Source organism: Streptomyces sp. NPDC040718 (genome assembly GCF_055593565.1).
The window spans coordinates 385,428-402,875 of record NZ_JBVIXO010000004.1; the positions used below are offsets into that span (position 1 = coordinate 385,428).

16 protein-coding genes and 1 riboswitch are annotated in these 17,448 nt (G+C 69.5%); of the genes, 5 read left to right on the plus strand and 11 right to left on the minus strand.

What is annotated here, in order from left to right; genetic code table 11:
* Positions 1-93: 93 nt before the first annotated feature.
* Positions 94-210, minus strand: a riboswitch (SAM riboswitch).
* A gap of 89 nt (positions 211-299) precedes the next feature.
* The 5 genes from trpD to ctaE form a co-directional block, all read right to left on the minus strand.
* On the minus strand, positions 300-1,364 hold the full coding sequence (trpD, locus tag ACZ597_RS13330; protein WP_471328561.1) for an anthranilate phosphoribosyltransferase: 1,065 nt from the start codon (positions 1,362-1,364) through the stop codon (positions 300-302).
* Between the two features lie 165 nt (positions 1,365-1,529).
* On the minus strand, positions 1,530-3,155 hold the full coding sequence (gene qcrB / locus ACZ597_RS13335; protein WP_471328563.1) for a cytochrome bc1 complex cytochrome b subunit: 1,626 nt from the start codon (positions 3,153-3,155) through the stop codon (positions 1,530-1,532).
* On the minus strand, positions 3,152-4,210 hold the full coding sequence (gene qcrA / locus ACZ597_RS13340; RefSeq protein WP_471328565.1) for a cytochrome bc1 complex Rieske iron-sulfur subunit: 1,059 nt from the start codon (positions 4,208-4,210) through the stop codon (positions 3,152-3,154). Before qcrA ends, qcrB begins: the two co-directional genes overlap by 4 nt.
* A complete protein-coding gene (gene qcrC, locus ACZ597_RS13345) occupies positions 4,207-5,016 on the minus strand; it encodes a cytochrome bc1 complex diheme cytochrome c subunit (RefSeq protein WP_125594498.1) in 810 nt (269 codons plus the stop codon). The genes qcrA and qcrC overlap by 4 nt, the downstream gene beginning before the upstream one ends.
* 76 nt (positions 5,017-5,092) lie before the next feature.
* Positions 5,093-5,713 (minus strand): aa3-type cytochrome oxidase subunit III, encoded by a 621-nt coding sequence (ctaE, locus tag ACZ597_RS13350; protein ID WP_007263684.1) that lies wholly within the window; start codon positions 5,711-5,713, stop codon positions 5,093-5,095.
* Between the two features lie 186 nt (positions 5,714-5,899).
* Here ctaE and ACZ597_RS13355 point away from each other — a divergent pair, with 186 nt between their 5' ends.
* Positions 5,900-6,301 carry a DNA-binding transcriptional response regulator gene (locus ACZ597_RS13355; protein ID WP_125818806.1) on the plus strand — a complete coding sequence of 134 codons (402 nt, stop codon included), beginning with the start codon at positions 5,900-5,902 and terminating at the stop codon, positions 6,299-6,301.
* 114 nt (positions 6,302-6,415) lie between these two features.
* Here ACZ597_RS13355 and ACZ597_RS13360 read toward each other — a convergent pair whose 3' ends face one another.
* The 4 genes from ACZ597_RS13360 to ctaC form a co-directional block, all read right to left on the minus strand.
* A complete protein-coding gene (locus ACZ597_RS13360) occupies positions 6,416-7,663 on the minus strand; it encodes a L,D-transpeptidase (protein ID WP_471328568.1) in 1,248 nt (415 codons plus the stop codon).
* A gap of 134 nt (positions 7,664-7,797) precedes the next feature.
* The gene (locus tag ACZ597_RS13365; RefSeq protein WP_470980211.1) at positions 7,798-8,196 is read right to left on the minus strand and encodes a cytochrome c oxidase subunit 4; all 399 of its coding nucleotides are present in this window, start codon (positions 8,194-8,196) and stop codon (positions 7,798-7,800) included.
* Complete coding sequence (gene ctaD / locus ACZ597_RS13370; RefSeq protein ID WP_125818809.1) at positions 8,193-9,923, minus strand: aa3-type cytochrome oxidase subunit I; 1,731 nt, start codon at positions 9,921-9,923, stop codon at positions 8,193-8,195. Before ctaD ends, ACZ597_RS13365 begins: the two co-directional genes overlap by 4 nt.
* Entirely contained in the window at positions 9,920-10,894 is a 975-nt protein-coding gene (gene ctaC / locus ACZ597_RS13375) for an aa3-type cytochrome oxidase subunit II (protein ID WP_469113293.1), read from the minus strand. The genes ctaD and ctaC overlap by 4 nt, the downstream gene beginning before the upstream one ends.
* A gap of 306 nt (positions 10,895-11,200) precedes the next feature.
* Between ctaC and ACZ597_RS13380 the strand changes: the two genes are divergently transcribed.
* Entirely contained in the window at positions 11,201-12,580 is a 1,380-nt protein-coding gene (locus ACZ597_RS13380) for an aminotransferase class V-fold PLP-dependent enzyme (RefSeq protein ID WP_471328570.1), read from the plus strand.
* A 53-nt stretch (positions 12,581-12,633) separates the two neighbouring features.
* Here ACZ597_RS13380 and ACZ597_RS13385 read toward each other — a convergent pair whose 3' ends face one another.
* Complete coding sequence (locus ACZ597_RS13385) at positions 12,634-13,611, minus strand: carbohydrate kinase family protein (protein ID WP_471328572.1); 978 nt, start codon at positions 13,609-13,611, stop codon at positions 12,634-12,636.
* A 131-nt stretch (positions 13,612-13,742) separates the two neighbouring features.
* On the opposite strand from ACZ597_RS13385, the gene ACZ597_RS13390 reads away from it, so the two are divergent.
* Together ACZ597_RS13390 and ACZ597_RS13395 are read left to right on the plus strand one after the other, a co-directional pair.
* Positions 13,743-13,958 (plus strand): hypothetical protein, encoded by a 216-nt coding sequence (locus ACZ597_RS13390; RefSeq protein WP_471328574.1) that lies wholly within the window; start codon positions 13,743-13,745, stop codon positions 13,956-13,958.
* Positions 13,959-14,037: 79 nt separating this feature from the next.
* A complete protein-coding gene (locus tag ACZ597_RS13395; protein ID WP_471328576.1) occupies positions 14,038-15,468 on the plus strand; it encodes a hypothetical protein in 1,431 nt (476 codons plus the stop codon).
* 90 nt (positions 15,469-15,558) lie between these two features.
* Here ACZ597_RS13395 and ACZ597_RS13400 read toward each other — a convergent pair whose 3' ends face one another.
* Positions 15,559-15,915, minus strand: coding sequence for a HesB/IscA family protein (locus tag ACZ597_RS13400; RefSeq protein ID WP_030029080.1), 357 nt, complete (start codon positions 15,913-15,915; stop codon positions 15,559-15,561).
* 339 nt (positions 15,916-16,254) lie between these two features.
* On the opposite strand from ACZ597_RS13400, the gene nadA reads away from it, so the two are divergent.
* Positions 16,255-17,433, plus strand: a complete 1,179-nt coding sequence (gene nadA, locus ACZ597_RS13405; protein WP_385771584.1) for a quinolinate synthase NadA — start codon at positions 16,255-16,257, stop codon at positions 17,431-17,433.
* Positions 17,434-17,448: the final 15 nt, after the last annotated feature.

Consider the following 17,448-nt stretch of genomic DNA (forward strand, 5'->3'; position numbering starts at 1 on the left):
ATCCGAGGGTTGAAGAAGGGGCGGAGTCGCCCTATCGCATTCGCTTGCTCACGGAAAACGCTCCTCGAGAGACCAGGACCCCTGGTGTCGAGGGATCCGCGCTTGCCGTAGACCTCGCTGCCTACGACCTGGTCATCACCCGGGGCACCCCGCCACGGAAGGAGGGTTGCCGGACAGCAAGCCGGGGCCTAAACGCTGTCACTCGTGACCTTGGAAAGCATCCTGCCACAAGATCCCGCACGCGCAAGGCCCCGGTCCACATCGTGGACCGGGGCCGTGGCCGGAGGGGCCGCGCGGGCTCAGGCGTTGCTGGCCGCCACCCAGCGCTCCAGCACCGCACGGGCGGCCCCGGAGTCGATGGCCCCGGCCGCGCGGGCCATGGCGGCCGCGAGCTGCTCCTCCAGCGTGCCCGTGCCGGGGTCCAGCGCCACCAGGGCACTCGCCGAGTTCAGCAGCACGGCGTCGCGCACCGGGCCCGTCTCCCCCGCCAGCAGGCGGCGGGCGACGTCCGCGTTGTACGACGGGTCGCCGCCCCGCAGGGCCGAGATGTCGACCGTCTCGATGCCGACGTCGCGCGGGTCGAAGGCGTGCTCCGTGACCTCGCCGTCCCGGACCCACCACACCCGGGAGGTCCCGGTGGTGGTCAGCTCGTCCAGGCCGTCGTCGCCGCGGAAGACCAGGGCGGAGGTGTTCCGTTCGGCGAGCACCCCGGCCATGATCGGGGCCAGCCGCGCGTCCGCCACGCCGACCGCCTGCGCCTTGACGCGGGCGGGGTTGGTGAGCGGGCCGAGGCCGTTGAAGGCGGTGCGCACCCCGAGGTCGCGGCGGGCCGAGGCGGCGTACCGCAGGGCCGGGTGGAAGACGACCGCGGCACAGAAGGTGATGCCGGCCTCCTCGGCGACCTGTGCCACCCGCTCAGGGGTGAGGGCCAGGTTGACGCCGAGCTTCTCCAGGACGTCGGAGGAGCCGCTGGCGGAGGACGCCGCCCGGTTGCCGTGCTTGACGATCTTGGCGCCCGCACCGGCGGCCACGATGGCCGACATGGTCGAGATGTTGACCGTCTTGGCGCCGTCGCCGCCCGTGCCGACGATGTCCACGGTCCGCCCGGGCACCTCGATCAGGTTGGCGTGGGCGTACATCGTCCGGACCAGCCCCGTGTACTCGGCCACGGTCTCGCCCTTGGCCCGCAGGGCCACCGCGAAGCCCGCGATCTGCGCGTCCGTGGCCTCGCCGCGCATGATCCGCTCCATCGCCCAGGCGGTGTCGTCGCTGCCGAGGTCCTGCCGGTTGACCAGCGCTTCGAGGATGCCCGGCCAGCCGCGGGCCGCCACGCTGTCGCCGCCTGCCGGGGTCGCAACGTTCATGGTCAGCTCCTGCTGCTCGTCGGGGTTCGTACGTCCGATGGGAAGGATCTCAGCCTATCCAGCCCCGGAGACGGCAAAGAGCCCCGTCCAGCGACTGGACGGGGCTCTCGCCGTGGCGACACCAGGATCGGCCGGAACCGGTCCCTCAAGCGGTCGTGCCGGAGATCAGTGGTGGCCGTGTCCGGCCTGGATCTCCTTGTACTCCTCCACCGTGGGCTTCGGAATCTGGTTGTTCTCCGCGTAGAAGCCCTTGCTGAGCTTCGCACGCAGCTTCTCGCCGCGCGTCACCTTGCGCTCGACACCGTTCTCGTCGACCGTCGGGCCGATCTCGACCGGCTTGTACTGCTCGTGCGCGGTGAGCGTGTGCAGCTTGCCCTGCGACAGCGGCTCGTGGACCTCGACGAACTCACCGTGCGGCAGGCGCTTGATGATGCCGGTCTCGCGACCGTGCAGCACCTTGTCGTGGTCCCGGCGCTGGAGGCCGAGGCAGATCCGCTTGGTGACGATGAACGCCAGGACCGGGACGGCGAAGAAGCCGATCCGGACGAACCACGTGATCGAGTTGATCGACAGGTGGAAGTACTGGGCGAACATGTCGTTGCCGCCGCCGATGAGGAGCACGATGTACTCCGCGATCCAGGCGACACCGAAGGCCGTACGGGTCGGGACGTTGCGCGGGCGGTCCAGGATGTGGTGCTCGCGCTTGTCGCCGGTGACCCAGGACTCGATGAACGGCCAGACGGCGATGGCGCCGAGGACCAGCGGGAAGAGCAGCAGCGGGATGAACACGCCCAGGACGAGCGTGTGGCCCCACAGGTTGATCTCCCAGCCCGGCATGGCTCGGATGAGGCCTTCCGGCATACCCATGTACCAGTCGGGCTGCGCACCGGTGGACACGTGGTCCGGGCGGTACGGGCCGAGCGCCCAGATCGGGTTGATCGAGGCGATCGCCGCGATGGCCGCGATGACACCGAAGACCAGGAAGAAGAAGCCTCCGGCCTTGGCCATGTAGACCGGCAGCAGCGGCATGCCGACGACGTTGTTGTTCGTCTTGCCGGGGCCGGCGAACTGGGTGTGCTTGTGGAAGAACACCAGGATCAGGTGCGCGACCAGCAGGCCCATCATGATGCCGGGCAGCAGCAGGATGTGCACCGAGTAGAAGCGTGCGACGAAGTCGCCGCCCGGGAACTCCCCGCCGAACAGGAACATCGACAGGTAGGTGCCGACGACCGGGACGGAGAGGATGGCGCCCTGCATGAAGCGGACACCGGTACCCGAGAGCAGGTCGTCCGGCAGCGAGTAACCGGTGAAGCCGGTGAACATGCCGAGGACCAGCAGCAGGAAGCCGAAGATCCAGTTGACCTCACGCGGCTTGCGGAACGCGCCGGTGAAGAAGACGCGCATCATGTGCACGACCATGGCCGCGACGAAGATCAGCGCCGCCCAGTGGTGGATCTGGCGGATCAGCAGGCCACCGCGGACGTCGAAGCTGATGTCCAGGGTCGAGGCGAAGGCCTCGGACATCATGACGCCCTGCATCGGCACGTACGAGCCGTGGTACACGACCTCGTTCATGCTCGGGTGGAAGAACAGCGTCAGGTACACACCCGTGAGGATGATGATGATGAAGCTGTAGAGGCAGATCTCACCCAGCATGAAGGACCAGTGGTCCGGGAAGATCTTGCGCATGTTCGCCTTGGCGAGGCCGTAGATGCCCAGGCGGCCGTCCGCCCAGTCGGCTACGCGCTCGCCGCGCGACGCGTTGCGCGCGTTGTTGTCTGAGGTGCTCATCCGCGCTCCCAGAATGCAGGACCGACGGGCTCTTCGAAGTCGCCGTGCGCCTCGAGGAAGCCTTCGCTATTCACGCCGATCCGCAGCTGCGGCAGAGCGTGACCGGCCGGGCCGAAGATGACACGGGCGCCGTCGGAGAGGTCGAAGGTGGACTGGTGGCACGGGCAGAGCACGTGGTGCGTCTGCTGCTCGTACAGGCTGATCGGGCAGCCGACGTGGGTGCAGATCTTGGAGAAGGCCACGATCCCGTCGTGGGACCACTCCAGCTCCTGCTTGTCCTTGATGTCCTCCGGCTGGATACGGACGATCATCAGGGCGGCCTTGGCGATCTGGACCTGGAAGTCGTGCTGGTCCTCCTCCAGGCCTTCCGGCATGGCGAAGGTCAGCGAACCGACCAGGACGTCCTCGGGACGCAGCGGCTCCATCGTGTTCTGGTTGATGAGCAGCTTGCCCTTGGACCACAGGGTCTTGCGCAGCTTGTCCTCGGGCAGCGGGCCCAGGTCGCGCAGGATCACGACGGCGGAGAGCGGCAGCAGGGCCAGCGCGCCGAGCATCGTGTTGCGGATCAGCGGGCGGCGGCCGATGCCGGACTCGTTCGCACCGTCGGCGAAGTCCTGCATGACCTTCGCCTTGACCTCCGGGGAGGCGGCGATCTCGTGGCGCTCGTCGGCGACCTCGACGTCGGACATCAGCGTGCGGGCCCAGTGGACCGCGCCGGCGCCGATGCAGAACAGGGCCGTGCCGAGCGTCAGACCCAGCGCGAAGTTCAGCGCGCTGACCTTCCCGACGGGGAAGATGAAAACGATCTTGTCGACCGGGATGGCCACGTACGAGGCGATGAAGCCGATCGTGGCCAGCATCGACAGCGTGAACAGCATCGCGACCGTACGCTCGGACCGCTTGGCGGCCTGCTCGTCGATGTCCTGGATGCGCGGCTTGTGGACCGGGAGGCCGGGGTCCGCGAACGGGTCGTCCGCGACCGCTACGGCACCGTGGTGCGCGTCGCCCTGCTCGCTCGGCAGGTGCTTGTCTTCGGGAATGTCTTGGCTACTCATGACTTCTTGGCCTTAGCGGTGTGGGCCGCGACCCAGACGGCGACAGCGATCAGCGCACCCAGACCGAAGATCCAGCCGAACAGACCCTCGGAGACGGGGCCGAGGCCACCGAGCTTGAGGCCACCGGGGCTGGTCGACTTCTCGCCGTTGACGTTCTGGAGGTACGCGATGATGTCCTTCTTCTGCTTCTCCGGCATGGTGCTGTCCGGGAAGGAGGGCATGTTCTGCGGGCCGGTGAGCATGGCCTCGTAGATGTGCTTCGGCTCGACGTCCTCGAGGTTCGGGGCGTACTTGCCGAGCGTCAGCGCGCCACCCTCGCCGGTGAAGTTGTGGCACTGCGCGCAGTTGTTGCGGAACAGCTCGCCACCAGCGGCGATGTCGGCACCAGCCGGGTCGTACTGCTTCTCGGTCGGCGTGATCGGGCCGGCACCGAGCGACGCGATGTACGCCGCGAGCTGGTCGATCTGGGGCTGGGTGTAGATGTTCGGCTTCTTCGGCACCTGGGCGCCGGGCTGCTGGGCGGGCATGCGGCCCGTGCTCACCTGGAAGTCGACGGCCGCGGAGCCGACGCCGACCAGGCTGGGGCCGTCAGTGGAACCCTGACCGCCGGTTCCGTGGCAGCTTGCGCAGCCCACGGCGTAGAGCTTCTTGCCCTCCTCGATGGCGAGGGACTGGGCGGTTTCATCGGCCTGCGCCTTGCCCGCGGGCGCGAAGGCGGCGTACAGCCCCCCCGTGACCGCCAGCGCGAAGAGTAGAACGACGACCGCCGCCAGCGGATGGCGTCGTCGTGCGGAGAGCTTTTTCACGGATTACCCCGGTGTCAGGATCTTCTGCGTCGGTGTTTCTGGACGGTGTGCCGAGCGGTACCCGGCGACGTGTTCGCTACTTGATCAGGTAGATCGTCGCGAAGAGGCCGATCCAGACGACATCGACGAAGTGCCAGTAGTAGGACACGACGATGGCCGACGTGGCCTGTTCGTGGGTGAACCTCTTGGCCGCGTACGTCCGGCCGAGGACCAGCAGGAAGGCGATGAGACCGCCCGTCACGTGCAGACCGTGGAAGCCGGTGGTCAGGTAGAACACCGTGCCGTACGGACCGGACGAGAGGGACATGCCCTCGTGCTTGACCAGCTCGGTGTACTCGAACACCTGGCCGCCAATGAAGATCGCACCCATGACGAACGTGATGATGAACCACGTCCGGAGCTTCTTCACGTCACCGCGCTCGGCGGCGAACACGCCGAGCTGGCAGGTGAGGGAGGAGAGCACCAGGATCGTGGTGTTCGTTGCCGAGAAGGGCAGATTCAAGGCCTCGGCCTGCTCTGTCCAGTACTCGGCACCCGTCACGGATCGCAGGGTGAAGTACATCGCGAAGAGGGCCGCGAAGAACATCAGCTCGGAACTCAACCAGATGATGGTTCCGACGCTGACGAGGTTCGGCCGATTGACCGTCGGGTGCGCGTGCCCGGTATCTACTGTCGTTGCTGTCGCCACGACCGACATTATGTCGGTCGCTTATCCCGCCCTCACCCCGGGGGGTGCCGTTCGGAGTGTCAGGGGGGTGTGCAAGGCCCGAACGGCCCATCAGAAGACCGGTCGCGAGGCTTGCGGAACCGATGTTGACAGCGGGTCGGACGGAGTAGCATCCCGCGCATCATCAGCGTGATTCACGGCCGGGTGGAGGACGAAATGCGGGCGACTGCGCGGGTTCTGGTCTACAGCGACGACGCGGGCACCCGGGAGCAGGTGCGGCTGGCCGCCGGGCGCAGGCCCGCCGCTGACCTGCCGCCGGTGGAGTTCCTGGAGTGCGCCACGCTTCCAGCGGTCCTCAAGGAGCTGGACGCGGGCGGCATCGACCTGTGCGTGCTGGACGGCGAGGCGGTGCCGGCCGGGGGCATGGGTGTGTGCCGGCAGATCAAGGACGAGATCTTCCGGTGCCCCCCGGTGCTGCTGCTGATGGGGCGTCCCCAGGACGCCTGGCTGGCCACGTGGAGCCGGGCCGACGCGGCGGTCACCCTTCCGGTGGACCCGGTCGACTTCCCCGACACCCTGGCGGGGCTGCTGCGGTCGCGGCTGTCGTCGGCCGCCTGAGGCTGCCGGGGCGCCGGGGGCGCCCGGGGCGCCGGAGACGCCCCGGTACGTGACGCGGGCCCGCGGGCCGGCCTGTCGGCCGCCCGCGGGCCCGTACGGCCTTCTGCGGGGCTCTCAGACGGTGGGGCGCAGCCGCGCCTGGTCGACGGGGCTGCGGCCTTCCTGGGTGCCCTTCAGGAGGGCGCTGCCCTCGCGCCACTCCTTCCACTCCATGTTCCAGTCGCCGAAGCCGTTCCCGAAGGTGTCCATGTCGTCGCCGATGCTGTTGATCACCTTGACGATGTCGCCCTCGGTGATGTTCTCGTAGAACCAGGCGGCGTTGCCGGTGCTCATGCCGGTGCAGCCGTGGCTGACGTTCTCGTAGCCCTGGGAGCCGACCGACCACGGCGCGGCGTGGACGTATTCACCGCTCCACGTCACCCGGGTGGCGTAGTAGACGGGCAAGTTGTAGTACTCGCTGCCGCCGATGCCGACGGTGTCGCCGCGCATCTGGACGAAGTACTGCTTGCCGAGGACCACCTTGACCCCGTTGCGGGTGGAGAAGCCGGGCTTGCCGGTGGTCACCGGGATGGTGTTGATCACTTCGCCGTTGCGCTCGAACGTGAGGTAGTGCGAGGCGGCGTCGGTGGTGACCTCGACGCGGTCGCCGATCTCCAGCTTCAGCGGCTTGGACGCGGCTCCGTGGAGCTCGTCGGAGACCTTGATGCCCTCCAGGTTGCTCCGTACGGAGACGGTGGTGTGGGCGGGCCAGTAGTCCTTCGGGCGGTAGTGCAGGTTCTTGTCGTCCACCCAGTGCCAGGCGCCGTCGACGCCGGCCGGCGCGTCGACGACGAGGGCCCGTTCGACGACGGCGCGGGCGGCCTTGTCCTTGACGGGCTCGTTGAGTTCGGCCGTGAGGGGCTGTCCGACGCCGTACTTGCCCTCGTCCGGGCCGAATTCGACCTTGAGGACCTTCTTGGCCGGGGTGGTCTCGAAAGTCAGCGTGCGCTGCCCTGGGGCGCCCCGCTGGTCCTCCGTGCTCACGATGACCGTGTAGCGCACGCCCGCGGCCATCGGGACGGTGCTGTGCCAGCGGTCGCCCTTGGCCGAGAGCTCGCCCGCCAGGCGGCGGCCGTGGGTGTCCACGGCCATCACGTCGGTGATCCGCGCCTCGGCTCCCTTGGCGGTGATCTCCAGCGGCTTGTCGGGGTCGGTGGGGCGGCCGCCGGGGGGCTGGTTGAAGACGACCTGGTCGCCCGCGTCGTACGGGCGGGCGGACAGCGGGTTGTTGTCGCCGGACCCGCATGCGGTGGCGCCGGCCCCGAGGGACGCGACCAGCAGGGAGCAGCTGAGTACCGTCCAAAGACGCGGTGAGTGGTTCATGCGCCCAACGCTATGAAGATATGACAAATCCAGCGCGCGGGGTGACTGCAAACGAGGGGCCCGGACTCCTCCGAAAAGGTGTCCGGGCCCCTCAGGCACCGCGGCGGACCGCGGTGTGATGCCTACTGCCGGTGCTACTGGTTCTGGTTCTCACCGCGGTAGTACTCGTACACCCAGCCCCACAGGCCGATCAGGATGATCGGGGCCGAGAAGTACATGAGCCACCAGCCGAAGATGACGCCCATGAACGCGAGCGCGCCACCGATGGCCAGCGAGAGCGGCTGCCAGCTGTGCGGGGAGAAGAACCCCAGCTCGCCCGCCTCGTCGGCGACGTCGGCCTCCAGGTTGTCCTGGGCCATCTCGTCCACGCGCTTGGCCGTGAAGGCCAGGTAGTAGCCGATCATGGCGCTCAGGCCGAAGGCCAGCGCGAGAGCGGTGGTTCCGACCGGCTCCTTCGACCAGACGCCGTAAACGACGGTCATGATCAGGATGAAGACGGAGAGCCAGAGGAACATCTTGCCCTGGATCTTCACTTGCCGGCCTCCTTGCCACCGGTGACGGCCTTCGCCGGGGCGTGGTCCTCGAGGTGGTCGAGGGCCGCGATCTCCGGGTGGTGCAGGTCGAACGCCGGCGATTCACTGCGGATGCGCGGCAGGGTGAGGAAGTTGTGCCGCGGCGGCGGGCAGGACGTCGCCCACTCGAGCGAACGGCCGTAGCCCCACGGGTCGTCGACCTCGATCTTCTTGCCGTACTTCGCCGTCTTCCAGACGTTGTACATGAAGGGCAGCATCGACAGGCCCAGCAGGAAGGAGCTGATCGTGGAGATCGTGTTCAGCGCCGTGAAGCCGTCGGCCGCGAGGTAGTCCGCGTAACGACGCGGCATGCCCTCGGCGCCCAGCCAGTGCTGCACCAGGAAGGTGCCGTGGAAGCCGATGAACAGCGTCCAGAAGGTGATCTTGCCGAGGCGCTCGTCCAGCATCTTGCCCGTGAACTTCGGCCACCAGAAGTGGAAGCCGGAGAACATCGCGAAGACCACGGTGCCGAAGATGACGTAGTGGAAGTGCGCGACGACGAAGTACGAGTCGGAGACGTGGAAGTCCATCGGGGGCGAGGCCAGGATGACGCCGGTCAGACCACCGAAGGTGAAGGTGATCAGGAAGCCGACGGCCCAGAGCATCGGGGTCTCGAAGGACAGCGAGCCCTTCCACATGGTGCCGATCCAGTTGAAGAACTTCACACCGGTCGGTACCGCGATCAGGAAGGTCATGAAGGAGAAGAACGGCAGCAGCACACCGCCGGTGACGTACATGTGGTGCGCCCACACGGTCACCGAGAGGCCGGCGATCGCGATCGTCGCGGCGATCAGACCGATGTAACCGAACATCGGCTTGCGCGAGAAGACCGGGATGACCTCGGAAATGATTCCGAAGAACGGCAGGGCGATGATGTACACCTCTGGGTGTCCGAAGAACCAGAAGAGGTGCTGCCACAGCAGTGCGCCACCGTTCGCCGCGTCGAAGACGTGTGCACCGAACTTCCGGTCGGCCTCCAGCGCGAAGAGCGCGGCGGCGAGGACCGGGAAGGCCAGCAGGACCAGGACACCGGTCAGCAGCACGTTCCAGGTGAAGATCGGCATGCGGAACATCGTCATGCCGGGAGCGCGCATGCAGATGATCGTGGTGATGAAGTTGACCGAGCCGAGGATCGTGCCGAAGCCGGAGAAGGCCAGACCCATGATCCACATGTCGGCGCCGATACCCGGCGAGCGGACGGCGTCCGACAGCGGGGAGTAGGCGAACCAGCCGAAGTCGGCGGCACCCGAGGGGGTGACGAAGCCGGCCACGGCGATGGTGGAGCCGAAGAGGTACAGCCAGTACGCGAACATGTTCAGCCGCGGGAACGCCACGTCGGGCGCGCCGATCTGCAGCGGCATGATCCAGTTGGCGAAACCGGCGAACAGCGGGGTCGCGAACATCAGCAGCATGATCGTGCCATGCATGGTGAACGCCTGGTTGAACTGTTCGTTCGACATGATCTGCGTGCCCGGTCGGGCCAGCTCGGCGCGCATGAAGAGCGCCATGATCCCGCCGATGATGAAGAACACGAACGACGTGACCAGGTACATCGTGCCGATGGTCTTGTGGTCGGTGGTGGTGAGCCACTTCACGACCACGTTGCCCGGCTGCTTGCGCCGTACCGGCAGCTCGTTCTCGTACGAGTCAGCTGCGGCGGCACCCTGGGATTCGTTGAGGATGCTCACAGTTTGTTCGTCTCCGCATTCCGGGCGGGGTCAGTCTGCTTGATGCCGGCCGGCAGGAAGCCGGTCTGCCCCTTCTCCGCCAGCTCCTTCAGGTGCGCCCGGTACTTCTCCGGGGAGACGACCTTCACGTTGAAGAGCATGCGGGAGTGGTCGACACCGCAGAGCTCGGCACACTTGCCCATGAAGGTGCCTTCCTGGGTCGGGGTGACCTCGAAGACGTTGGTGTGACCGGGGATGACGTCCTGCTTGAACAGGAAGGGCACCACCCAGAAGGAGTGGATGACGTCGTTCGACGACAGGATGAAGCGGACCTTCTCGCCCTTGGGCAGGTAGAGGGTCGGCCCCGGGTTGTTCGTCTGCGGGTTCCGGTCGCCCGGAACGCCCTTCTCGTAGACGCCCTCGGCGCCCGCCGGGAAGGCCTTGATGAAGCGGTCCGGCAGGGAGGCGAGTTCCTTCGGGGTCTCGCCCGCCTTCGGGGTCGCGGCATCGCCGTCGACGTTCTCGACGTAGTTGAAGCCCCAGCTCCACTGGTAGCCGATCACGTTGATCGTGTGCGCCGGCTTGGCGGAGAGGGAGAGCAGCTTCGACTCATCACGCGCGGTGAAGTAGAAGAGCACCGAGACGATGATGAGCGGGACCACGGTGTACAGCGCCTCGATGGGCATGTTGTACCGGGTCTGCGCGGGGACCTCGATCTTCGTCCGGCTACGCCGGTGGAAGATGACGCTCCACATGATCAGGCCCCACACCAGGATGCCCGTGATGAGAGCGGCCGCCCAGGATCCCTGCCACAGGGAGAGGATGCGAGGCGCCTCCTCCGTGACCGGGGTGGGCATTCCGAGGCGGGGGAAGTCTTTCCAGGTGTACGAGCAACCAGTGGCGGTCGCCAGGACCACGCCCGCAGTCAGCGCCTGCAGCAGCTTCCGCCGCATCGGGCGCCGCGGCGAGCGGTCGGAGCCGTAGGGACTCACGTAGCGCCTTCCCGAGAGTCTCGGCCCGCGCGGCCGGCCGCGGCCGTGTTCGGGTCGGTCGCCGGCCCTGACGCAGGCAGGGGTTTGGATGTTTATGCGGACCAAACCCTACTGGACGCTATTTGGGGTCGCGCGGGGAGGGTGCCCAACGCGCCGCTACTGCCCCCGAAGGGATGGATCCGCCGTACGGGGGACGGGCCGAACGGCTCTGAACCGCGGGCTCCGGACGGCATCTGACGGTCCCTGACCCCGGTCCGCGCGGGGCGGGGTCCCGCCCGGCCGCCGGCCACCATCTACCGTGGCCGGATGCCGTACTTCGACACCGCGTCCGCCGCTCCCCTGCACCCCGTGGCCCGGCAGGCGCTCCAGGCCGCCCTGGACGAGGGCTGGGCGGACCCCGCCCGGCTGTACCGGGAGGGGCGGCGGGCCAGGCTGCTGCTGGACGCGGCGCGCGAGGCGGCGGCCGAGGCGGTGGGATGCCGCGCCGACGAGCTCGTATTCACTCCTTCGGGGACGCACGCGGTTCACACGGGCATGGCGGGCGTGCTCGCGGGCCGCCGGCGGGCCGGCGGCCATCTGGTCGTATCGGCGGTGGAGCACAGCTCCGTACTCCATGCGGCGGACGCGCACGCGGCGGCCGGCGGGACGGTGACGGAGGTTCCGGTGGACCGGCTCGGCGCGGTCTCGGCCGCCGGGTACGAAGCCGCGCTCGGCTCCACCACGGCTCTGGCGTGCCTCCAGTCGGCCAACCACGAGGTGGGCACGGTCCAGCCGGTGGCCGAGGTCGCCGAGGTCTGCGGGGCCGCCGGGGTGCCGCTGCTCGTGGACGCCGCCCAGTCGCTCGGCTGGGGCCGGGTGGAAGGCGCGTGGTCCGCCCTCACGGCCAGCGCCCACAAGTGGGGCGGCCCGCCCGGGGTGGGTCTGCTCGCCGTCCGCAAGGGGGTCCGCTTCTCCCCCCAAGGCCCCGCCGACGAACGGGAGTCGGGCCGCTCCCCCGGCTTCGCCAACCTGCCCGCCATCGTCGCGGCGGCGGCCTCGCTGCGCGCGGTGCGGGCCGAGGCGGACGCGGAGGCGGCCCGGCTGCGGATCCTGGTGGACCGGCTGCGGCGGCGGGTGGTCCGGCTGGTGCCCGACGTGGAGGTGGTGGGGGACGCCGACCGGCGCCTGCCCCACCTGGTCACGTTCTCCTGCCTCTACGTCGACGGCGAGACCCTGCTGCACGAGCTGGACCGGGCGGGGTACTCCGTCTCCTCCGGCTCCTCCTGCACCAGCTCCACGCTGACCCCCAGTCACGTGCTGCGGGCGATGGGGGTGCTGTCGGAGGGGAACGTACGGGTCTCCCTGCCGCCGGGCACCTCCGCCGACGAGGTCAACGGCTTCCTGGAGGTACTGCCGGGCGCGGTGGCGGGCGTACGGGAGAAGCTCGGCGTCTCGGAGCCCTCCCCGGTGGCCCCGGTCGCGGACGCGGTGGAGGTCGACGCGCTGGGACTGCGCTGCCCGCAGCCGGTGATCGAACTGGCCCGGGCCATCGCCACCGTCCCGGTGGGCGGGACCGTCACGGTCGTCTCCGACGACGAGGTGGCCCGCCTGGACATCCCGGCCTGGTGCGCGATGCGCGGCCACACCTACCTGGGCGAGACCCCCCGCGACGCGGGCGTGGCCTACCGGGTCCGCCGCGAGGGCTGAGGTCCGCCCCTTCCGACGCGCCGCAGGGGCGGCGCGCCGGAAGGGGGACGGCCTCAGACGGAGAGGTGCGCGCGGACCTCGGCGGCGGCCTCTTCGCCGTAGGCCTTCGTGAAGCGCTCCATGAAGTGGGCGCGGGCCAGGGTGTACTCCTGGGTGCCCAGGGTCTCGATCACCAGGGTGGCCAGCATGCAGCCGAGCTGCGCGGCCCGCTCCAGGCCGACGCCCCAGCCGAGGCCCGTCAGGAAGCCTGCGCGGAACGCGTCGCCGACGCCGGTCGGGTCGACCTTCGCCGTCTCCTCCGGGCAGCCGACGACGATCGGCTCGTGGCCGACGCGCTCGATGCGCACGCCCTGCGCGCCGAGGGTGGTGACGCGGGTGCCGACCTTGGCGAGGATCTCCTCGTCGGTCCAGCCGGACTTCGACTCGATGAGGCCCTTCTCGTACTCGTTCGAGAAGAGGTACGTCGCGCCCTCCATCAGGGTGCGGATGTTCTCGCCGTCCATCCGGGCGATCTGCTGCGAGAAGTCCGCCGCGAAGGGGATCCCGCGGGTGCGGCACTCCTCCGTGTGGCGGAGCATCGCCTCGGGGTCGTCGGCGCCGATCAGGACGAGGTCCAGGCCGCCCACGCGGTCGGCGACGGCCTTGAGCTCGATCTGGCGGGCCTCGCTCATCGCGCCCGTGTAGAAGGAGCCGATCTGGTTGTGGTCGGCGTCCGTGGTGCAGACGAAGCGCGCGGTGTGCAGCACCTCGGAGATCCGGACGGACTCGGTGTCGACCCCGTGCCGGTCCAGCCACGCGCGGTACTCGTCGAAGTCCGAGCCGGCCGCGCCGACGAGGATCGGGCGGCTGCCGAGCTGGCCCATGCCGAAGCAGATGTTCGGGCCGACGCCGCCCCGCCGCACGTCGAGGTTGTCGACGAGGAAGGAGAGGGAGACCGTGTGGAGCTGGTCGGCGACGAGCTGGTCGGCGAAGCGGCCCGGGAAGGTCATGAGGTGGTCGGTGGCGATGGAGCCGGTGACTGCGATGCGCACGGCGTGGATGCTCCTGCGGATGACGGCGGGTGACAGTCAAAGTTACCCGGTCCACGCCTTCGGGCCGACCCGGCGAAACTACCCCGTAGTAGGACTTCCTTCGCGCAGGATGGCGACCATACGGTGCCCCCATGACCTATACCGATGGCTTCGGGTACGCGGACCACGCCTCCGACGCGCGGCCCGGCTTCGCACGGCTGCTCGGCGACTGTGCCCGGATGGCCCCGCACTGGGGCGTGGAGCGGGAGCCGCGGCCGGCGCGGGTGGCGCCCTCGCAGATCCACGGGGTGCGCGTGCCGCCCGCCTCCGCCCGGCTGATCGCCGGAACCGCCGCGTACGGCGACTAGGGGAACGGGGGGAACCGGTTTCGCGGCCGCCGCGTCACACCCGCATCACGTACGGCGGGACACGCTAAGGAGCGATGCGGTGACCAGCGAACAACCCGACACATCACGCGCCACACGACGGCGGCCCGCCTGGGCCGTCGGCTCGATCGCGGCCGCCGTCCTGCTGGCCGGCGGGGGTACGGCGTACTGGGCGTCGACGGCGTACGGCGACGCCTCGGGCGGCGGCTCCCGTACGGGTGACAGCGCGGCCGTGGCGCCGCGCTCGGCCGGGACCCCGTCGGGCCCCGGCATCGCCCCCGGGGAGCCGGACCCGTCCGGCGGGCCGGTGACGTACCGGGCGGACGTGAAGCTCCCCGACGGGCCGGGCACCGCGCCCGCCTTCGCCGCGTCCGGGGAGGTGGCCTCCGACGAGGTGGCCCGGCTCGCGAAGGCCCTCGGCGTCTCGGGCGTGCCCCGGCTGGTCGGCGACACCTGGCAGGCCGGGGAGGCCGCCGACGGCTCCGGGCCCCGGCTCACGGTGACCCGCAAGGCCCCCGGCACCTGGGCCTTCTCCCGCTACCAGGCAAGCGGCGGCGTCGGGGACGACTGCGTGCGCGGCAAGGACACCTGCGGCCCGGCCACCCTCCCCCAGGAGGGCTCGGGCGCGGCGGAGCCCGTCTCCGAGCAGGCCGCGAAGGCCGCCGCGGCCCCGGTGCTCGCGGCCGCCGGGCAGGGCGGCGCCAAGGTGGACGCCCGCCTCACCCAGGGTTCCGTCCGGGTGGTGAGCGCCGACCCGGTGGTGGGCGGGCTCCCGACCCAGGGCTGGTCCAGCAAGATCAGCGTCGGGGCGGACGGCGCGGTGGTCACGGGCAGCGGGGAGCTGAAGGCCCCGGTCCGGGCGGGCGAGCAGGCCGTGGTCGGGGCCGCGGAGGCCCTGGAGCGGCTCAACGCGGCGGCCAAGGGCGGCGGTGACGGCACGGGCCCGGGGCCGAGCGGCTGCGCGACCACGGTGCCGCTGACCCCGGACACCCCGACGGGCGCGACGGACACCCTGCCCTGCAACCCGGAGCCGCGGCCGATGAAGCCGCCGCGGACCGAGAGCGTGCGGGGGGCCGTGCTGGGGCTGGTCGCGGGGACGGTCGACGGCGGGCGGGGCCTCGTGCCGGCCTGGCTGTTCGAGGTGGCGGGCTCGCAGGGCAAGCCGGGCCGCACGGTGGTCCAGCCCGCCGCGGCGGACGACGCCGGCACCGCGGTGCCCCCGAAGCCGCACACCGTGCCCGGGTTCTCGTACGCCCAGGCCGACCGGACGCTGACGGTGAACTTCTGGGGCGGGGTGTGCAGCACCTACACGCTGGAGGCGCGGGAGGAGGCGGCTTCGGTCCTGGTGAAGATCACGGACACCCCGAACAAGCCCGGCCAGGCCTGCATCATGATCGCGCAGGAGATGGCCCTGACGGCGACGCTCCAGCAGCCGCTGGGCGACCGCAAGGTGGTCGACGCCACGTCGGGCAAGCCGATCCCCCGCCAGTAGGGCCGGCGGGACCGTCGGCAGGACGCGCGAAGGGCCCGGGCCCGGTCGGAAACGACCGGGCCCGGGCCCTTCGACGTCAGGCCGTGGGGCTTAGCTGAACGAGTCGCCGCAGGCGCAGGAGCCGGTGGCGTTCGGGTTGTCGATCGTGAAGCCCTGCTTCTCGATGGTGTCGACGAAGTCGATGGAGGCGCCGCCCAGGTACGGGGCGCTCATGCGGTCGGTGACGACCTTGACGCCGTCGAAGTCCTTGACGACGTCGCCGTCGAGGGAGCGCTCGTCGAAGAAGAGCTGGTAGCGCAGGCCGGAGCAGCCGCCGGGCTGGACGGCGACGCGCAGCGCGAGGTCATCGCGGCCTTCCTGCTCCAGCAGGGTACGGACCTTCTCGGCGGCGGCGTCGGACAGGAGGATGCCGTCGCTCACAGTGGTCTTGTCGTCCTGTACGGACATCTGCATTCACTCCCGAAGTGGGCGGCTCCCCGCCGGTGGCTGGGGAAACGTCGGACTCTTGCCGTCGATGGCAACCAGCGGGACCAGGGTTTCATTCCGGGTCCGGCGCCTCGTTTTCTCAATTCATGCTCGCACACCCCGGCGGTCCGGTGGACCCCGCGACGAGGACCGGTGGAGTGGCGTACCCCGCACCGGGCGAATGCGTCACATCGACACTATCGGCATCGTCAAAGTGACGTGAAGCAGCTATCATAGATAACGTCAAATAGACGAGAAGTGTCGATCAAAGCCCCCCGCAGTCCCAGATTTCCTTGTCGCAGAACAGAAAGGGTGCGTGTCGTGACCACCGCCCAGCCTTTGGACGTCCAGCCGACGCCCCTTGCCCTGCTGCTGCTCGGCCGTGAGGCCGACCCCAAGAGCGAGCGCGGGGTGGAGTGCCCCGGCGACCTTCCCTCGCCGTCCGACCCGGACCTGGTGGCCCGTGCCCGCGCCGCCAAGGAGAAGCTCGGCGACAAGGTCTTCATCCTCGGCCACCACTACCAGCGTGACGAGGTCATCGAGTTCGCCGACGTCACCGGCGACTCCTTCAAGCTGGCCAAGGACGCGGCCGCCAAGCCGGAGGCCGAGTACATCGTCTTCTGCGGCGTGCACTTCATGGCCGAGTCCGCGGACATCCTGACCTCGGACGACCAGAAGGTCGTCCTGCCCGACCTCGCGGCCGGCTGCTCGATGGCCGACATGGCCACCGCCGAGCAGGTCGCGGAGTGCTGGGACGTGCTCACCGAGGCCGGCGTCGCCGGTGCGACGGTACCCGTCTCGTACATGAACTCCTCCGCCGACATCAAGGCCTTCACCGGCAAGCACGGCGGCACGATCTGCACCTCGTCCAACGCGAAGAAGGCCCTGGAGTGGGCCTTCGAGCAGGGCGAGAAGGTGCTCTTCCTCCCGGACCAGCACCTGGGCCGCAACACCGCCGTCCGCGACATGGGCATGTCCCTGGACGACTGCGTCCTCTACAACCCGCACAAGCCGAACGGCGGCCTGACCGCCCAGCAGCTGCGGGACGCCAAGATGATCCTGTGGCGCGGCCACTGCTCGGTCCACGGCCGGTTCTCGGTGGACTCGGTCAACGACGTGCGCGAGCGCATCCCGGGCGTGAACGTGCTGGTGCACCCCGAGTGCAAGCACGAGGTCGTGGCGGCCGCGGACTACGTCGGCTCGACGGAGTACATCATCAAGCAGCTGGAGGCGGCCCCGGCCGGCTCCAAGTGGGCCATCGGCACCGAGCTGAACCTGGTCCGCCGCCTGGCGAACCGGTTCGCCCCGGAGGGCAAGGAAGTCGTCTTCCTCGACAAGACGGTCTGCTTCTGCTCGACGATGAACCGCATCGACCTCCCGCACCTGGTGTGGACCCTGGAGTCCCTGGCCGAGGGCAACCTCGTCAACCGGATCCAGGTCGACAAGGAGACGGAGAGCTTCGCGAAGCTCGCGCTGGAGCGGATGCTCGCACTGCCGTAGCACCCGCGGAGCGCG

Bases quoted from the DNA above. Each gene is read 5' to 3' on its own strand.
- trpD (WP_471328561.1), bottom strand. From the start codon at position 1,364: ATGAACGTTGCGACCCCGGCAGGCGGCGACAGCGTGGCGGCCCGCGGC.
- qcrB (WP_471328563.1), bottom strand. From the start codon at position 3,155: ATGAGCACCTCAGACAACAACGCGCGCAACGCGTCGCGCGGCGAGCGC.
- qcrA (WP_471328565.1), bottom strand. From the start codon at position 4,210: ATGAGTAGCCAAGACATTCCCGAAGACAAGCACCTGCCGAGCGAGCAG.
- ctaE (WP_007263684.1), bottom strand. From the start codon at position 5,713: ATGTCGGTCGTGGCGACAGCAACGACAGTAGATACCGGGCACGCGCAC.
- ACZ597_RS13355 (WP_125818806.1), top strand. From the start codon at position 5,900: ATGCGGGCGACTGCGCGGGTTCTGGTCTACAGCGACGACGCGGGCACC.
- ACZ597_RS13360 (WP_471328568.1), bottom strand. From the start codon at position 7,663: ATGAACCACTCACCGCGTCTTTGGACGGTACTCAGCTGCTCCCTGCTG.
- ACZ597_RS13380 (WP_471328570.1), top strand. From the start codon at position 11,201: ATGCCGTACTTCGACACCGCGTCCGCCGCTCCCCTGCACCCCGTGGCC.
- ACZ597_RS13390 (WP_471328574.1), top strand. From the start codon at position 13,743: ATGACCTATACCGATGGCTTCGGGTACGCGGACCACGCCTCCGACGCG.
- ACZ597_RS13400 (WP_030029080.1), bottom strand. From the start codon at position 15,915: ATGTCCGTACAGGACGACAAGACCACTGTGAGCGACGGCATCCTCCTG.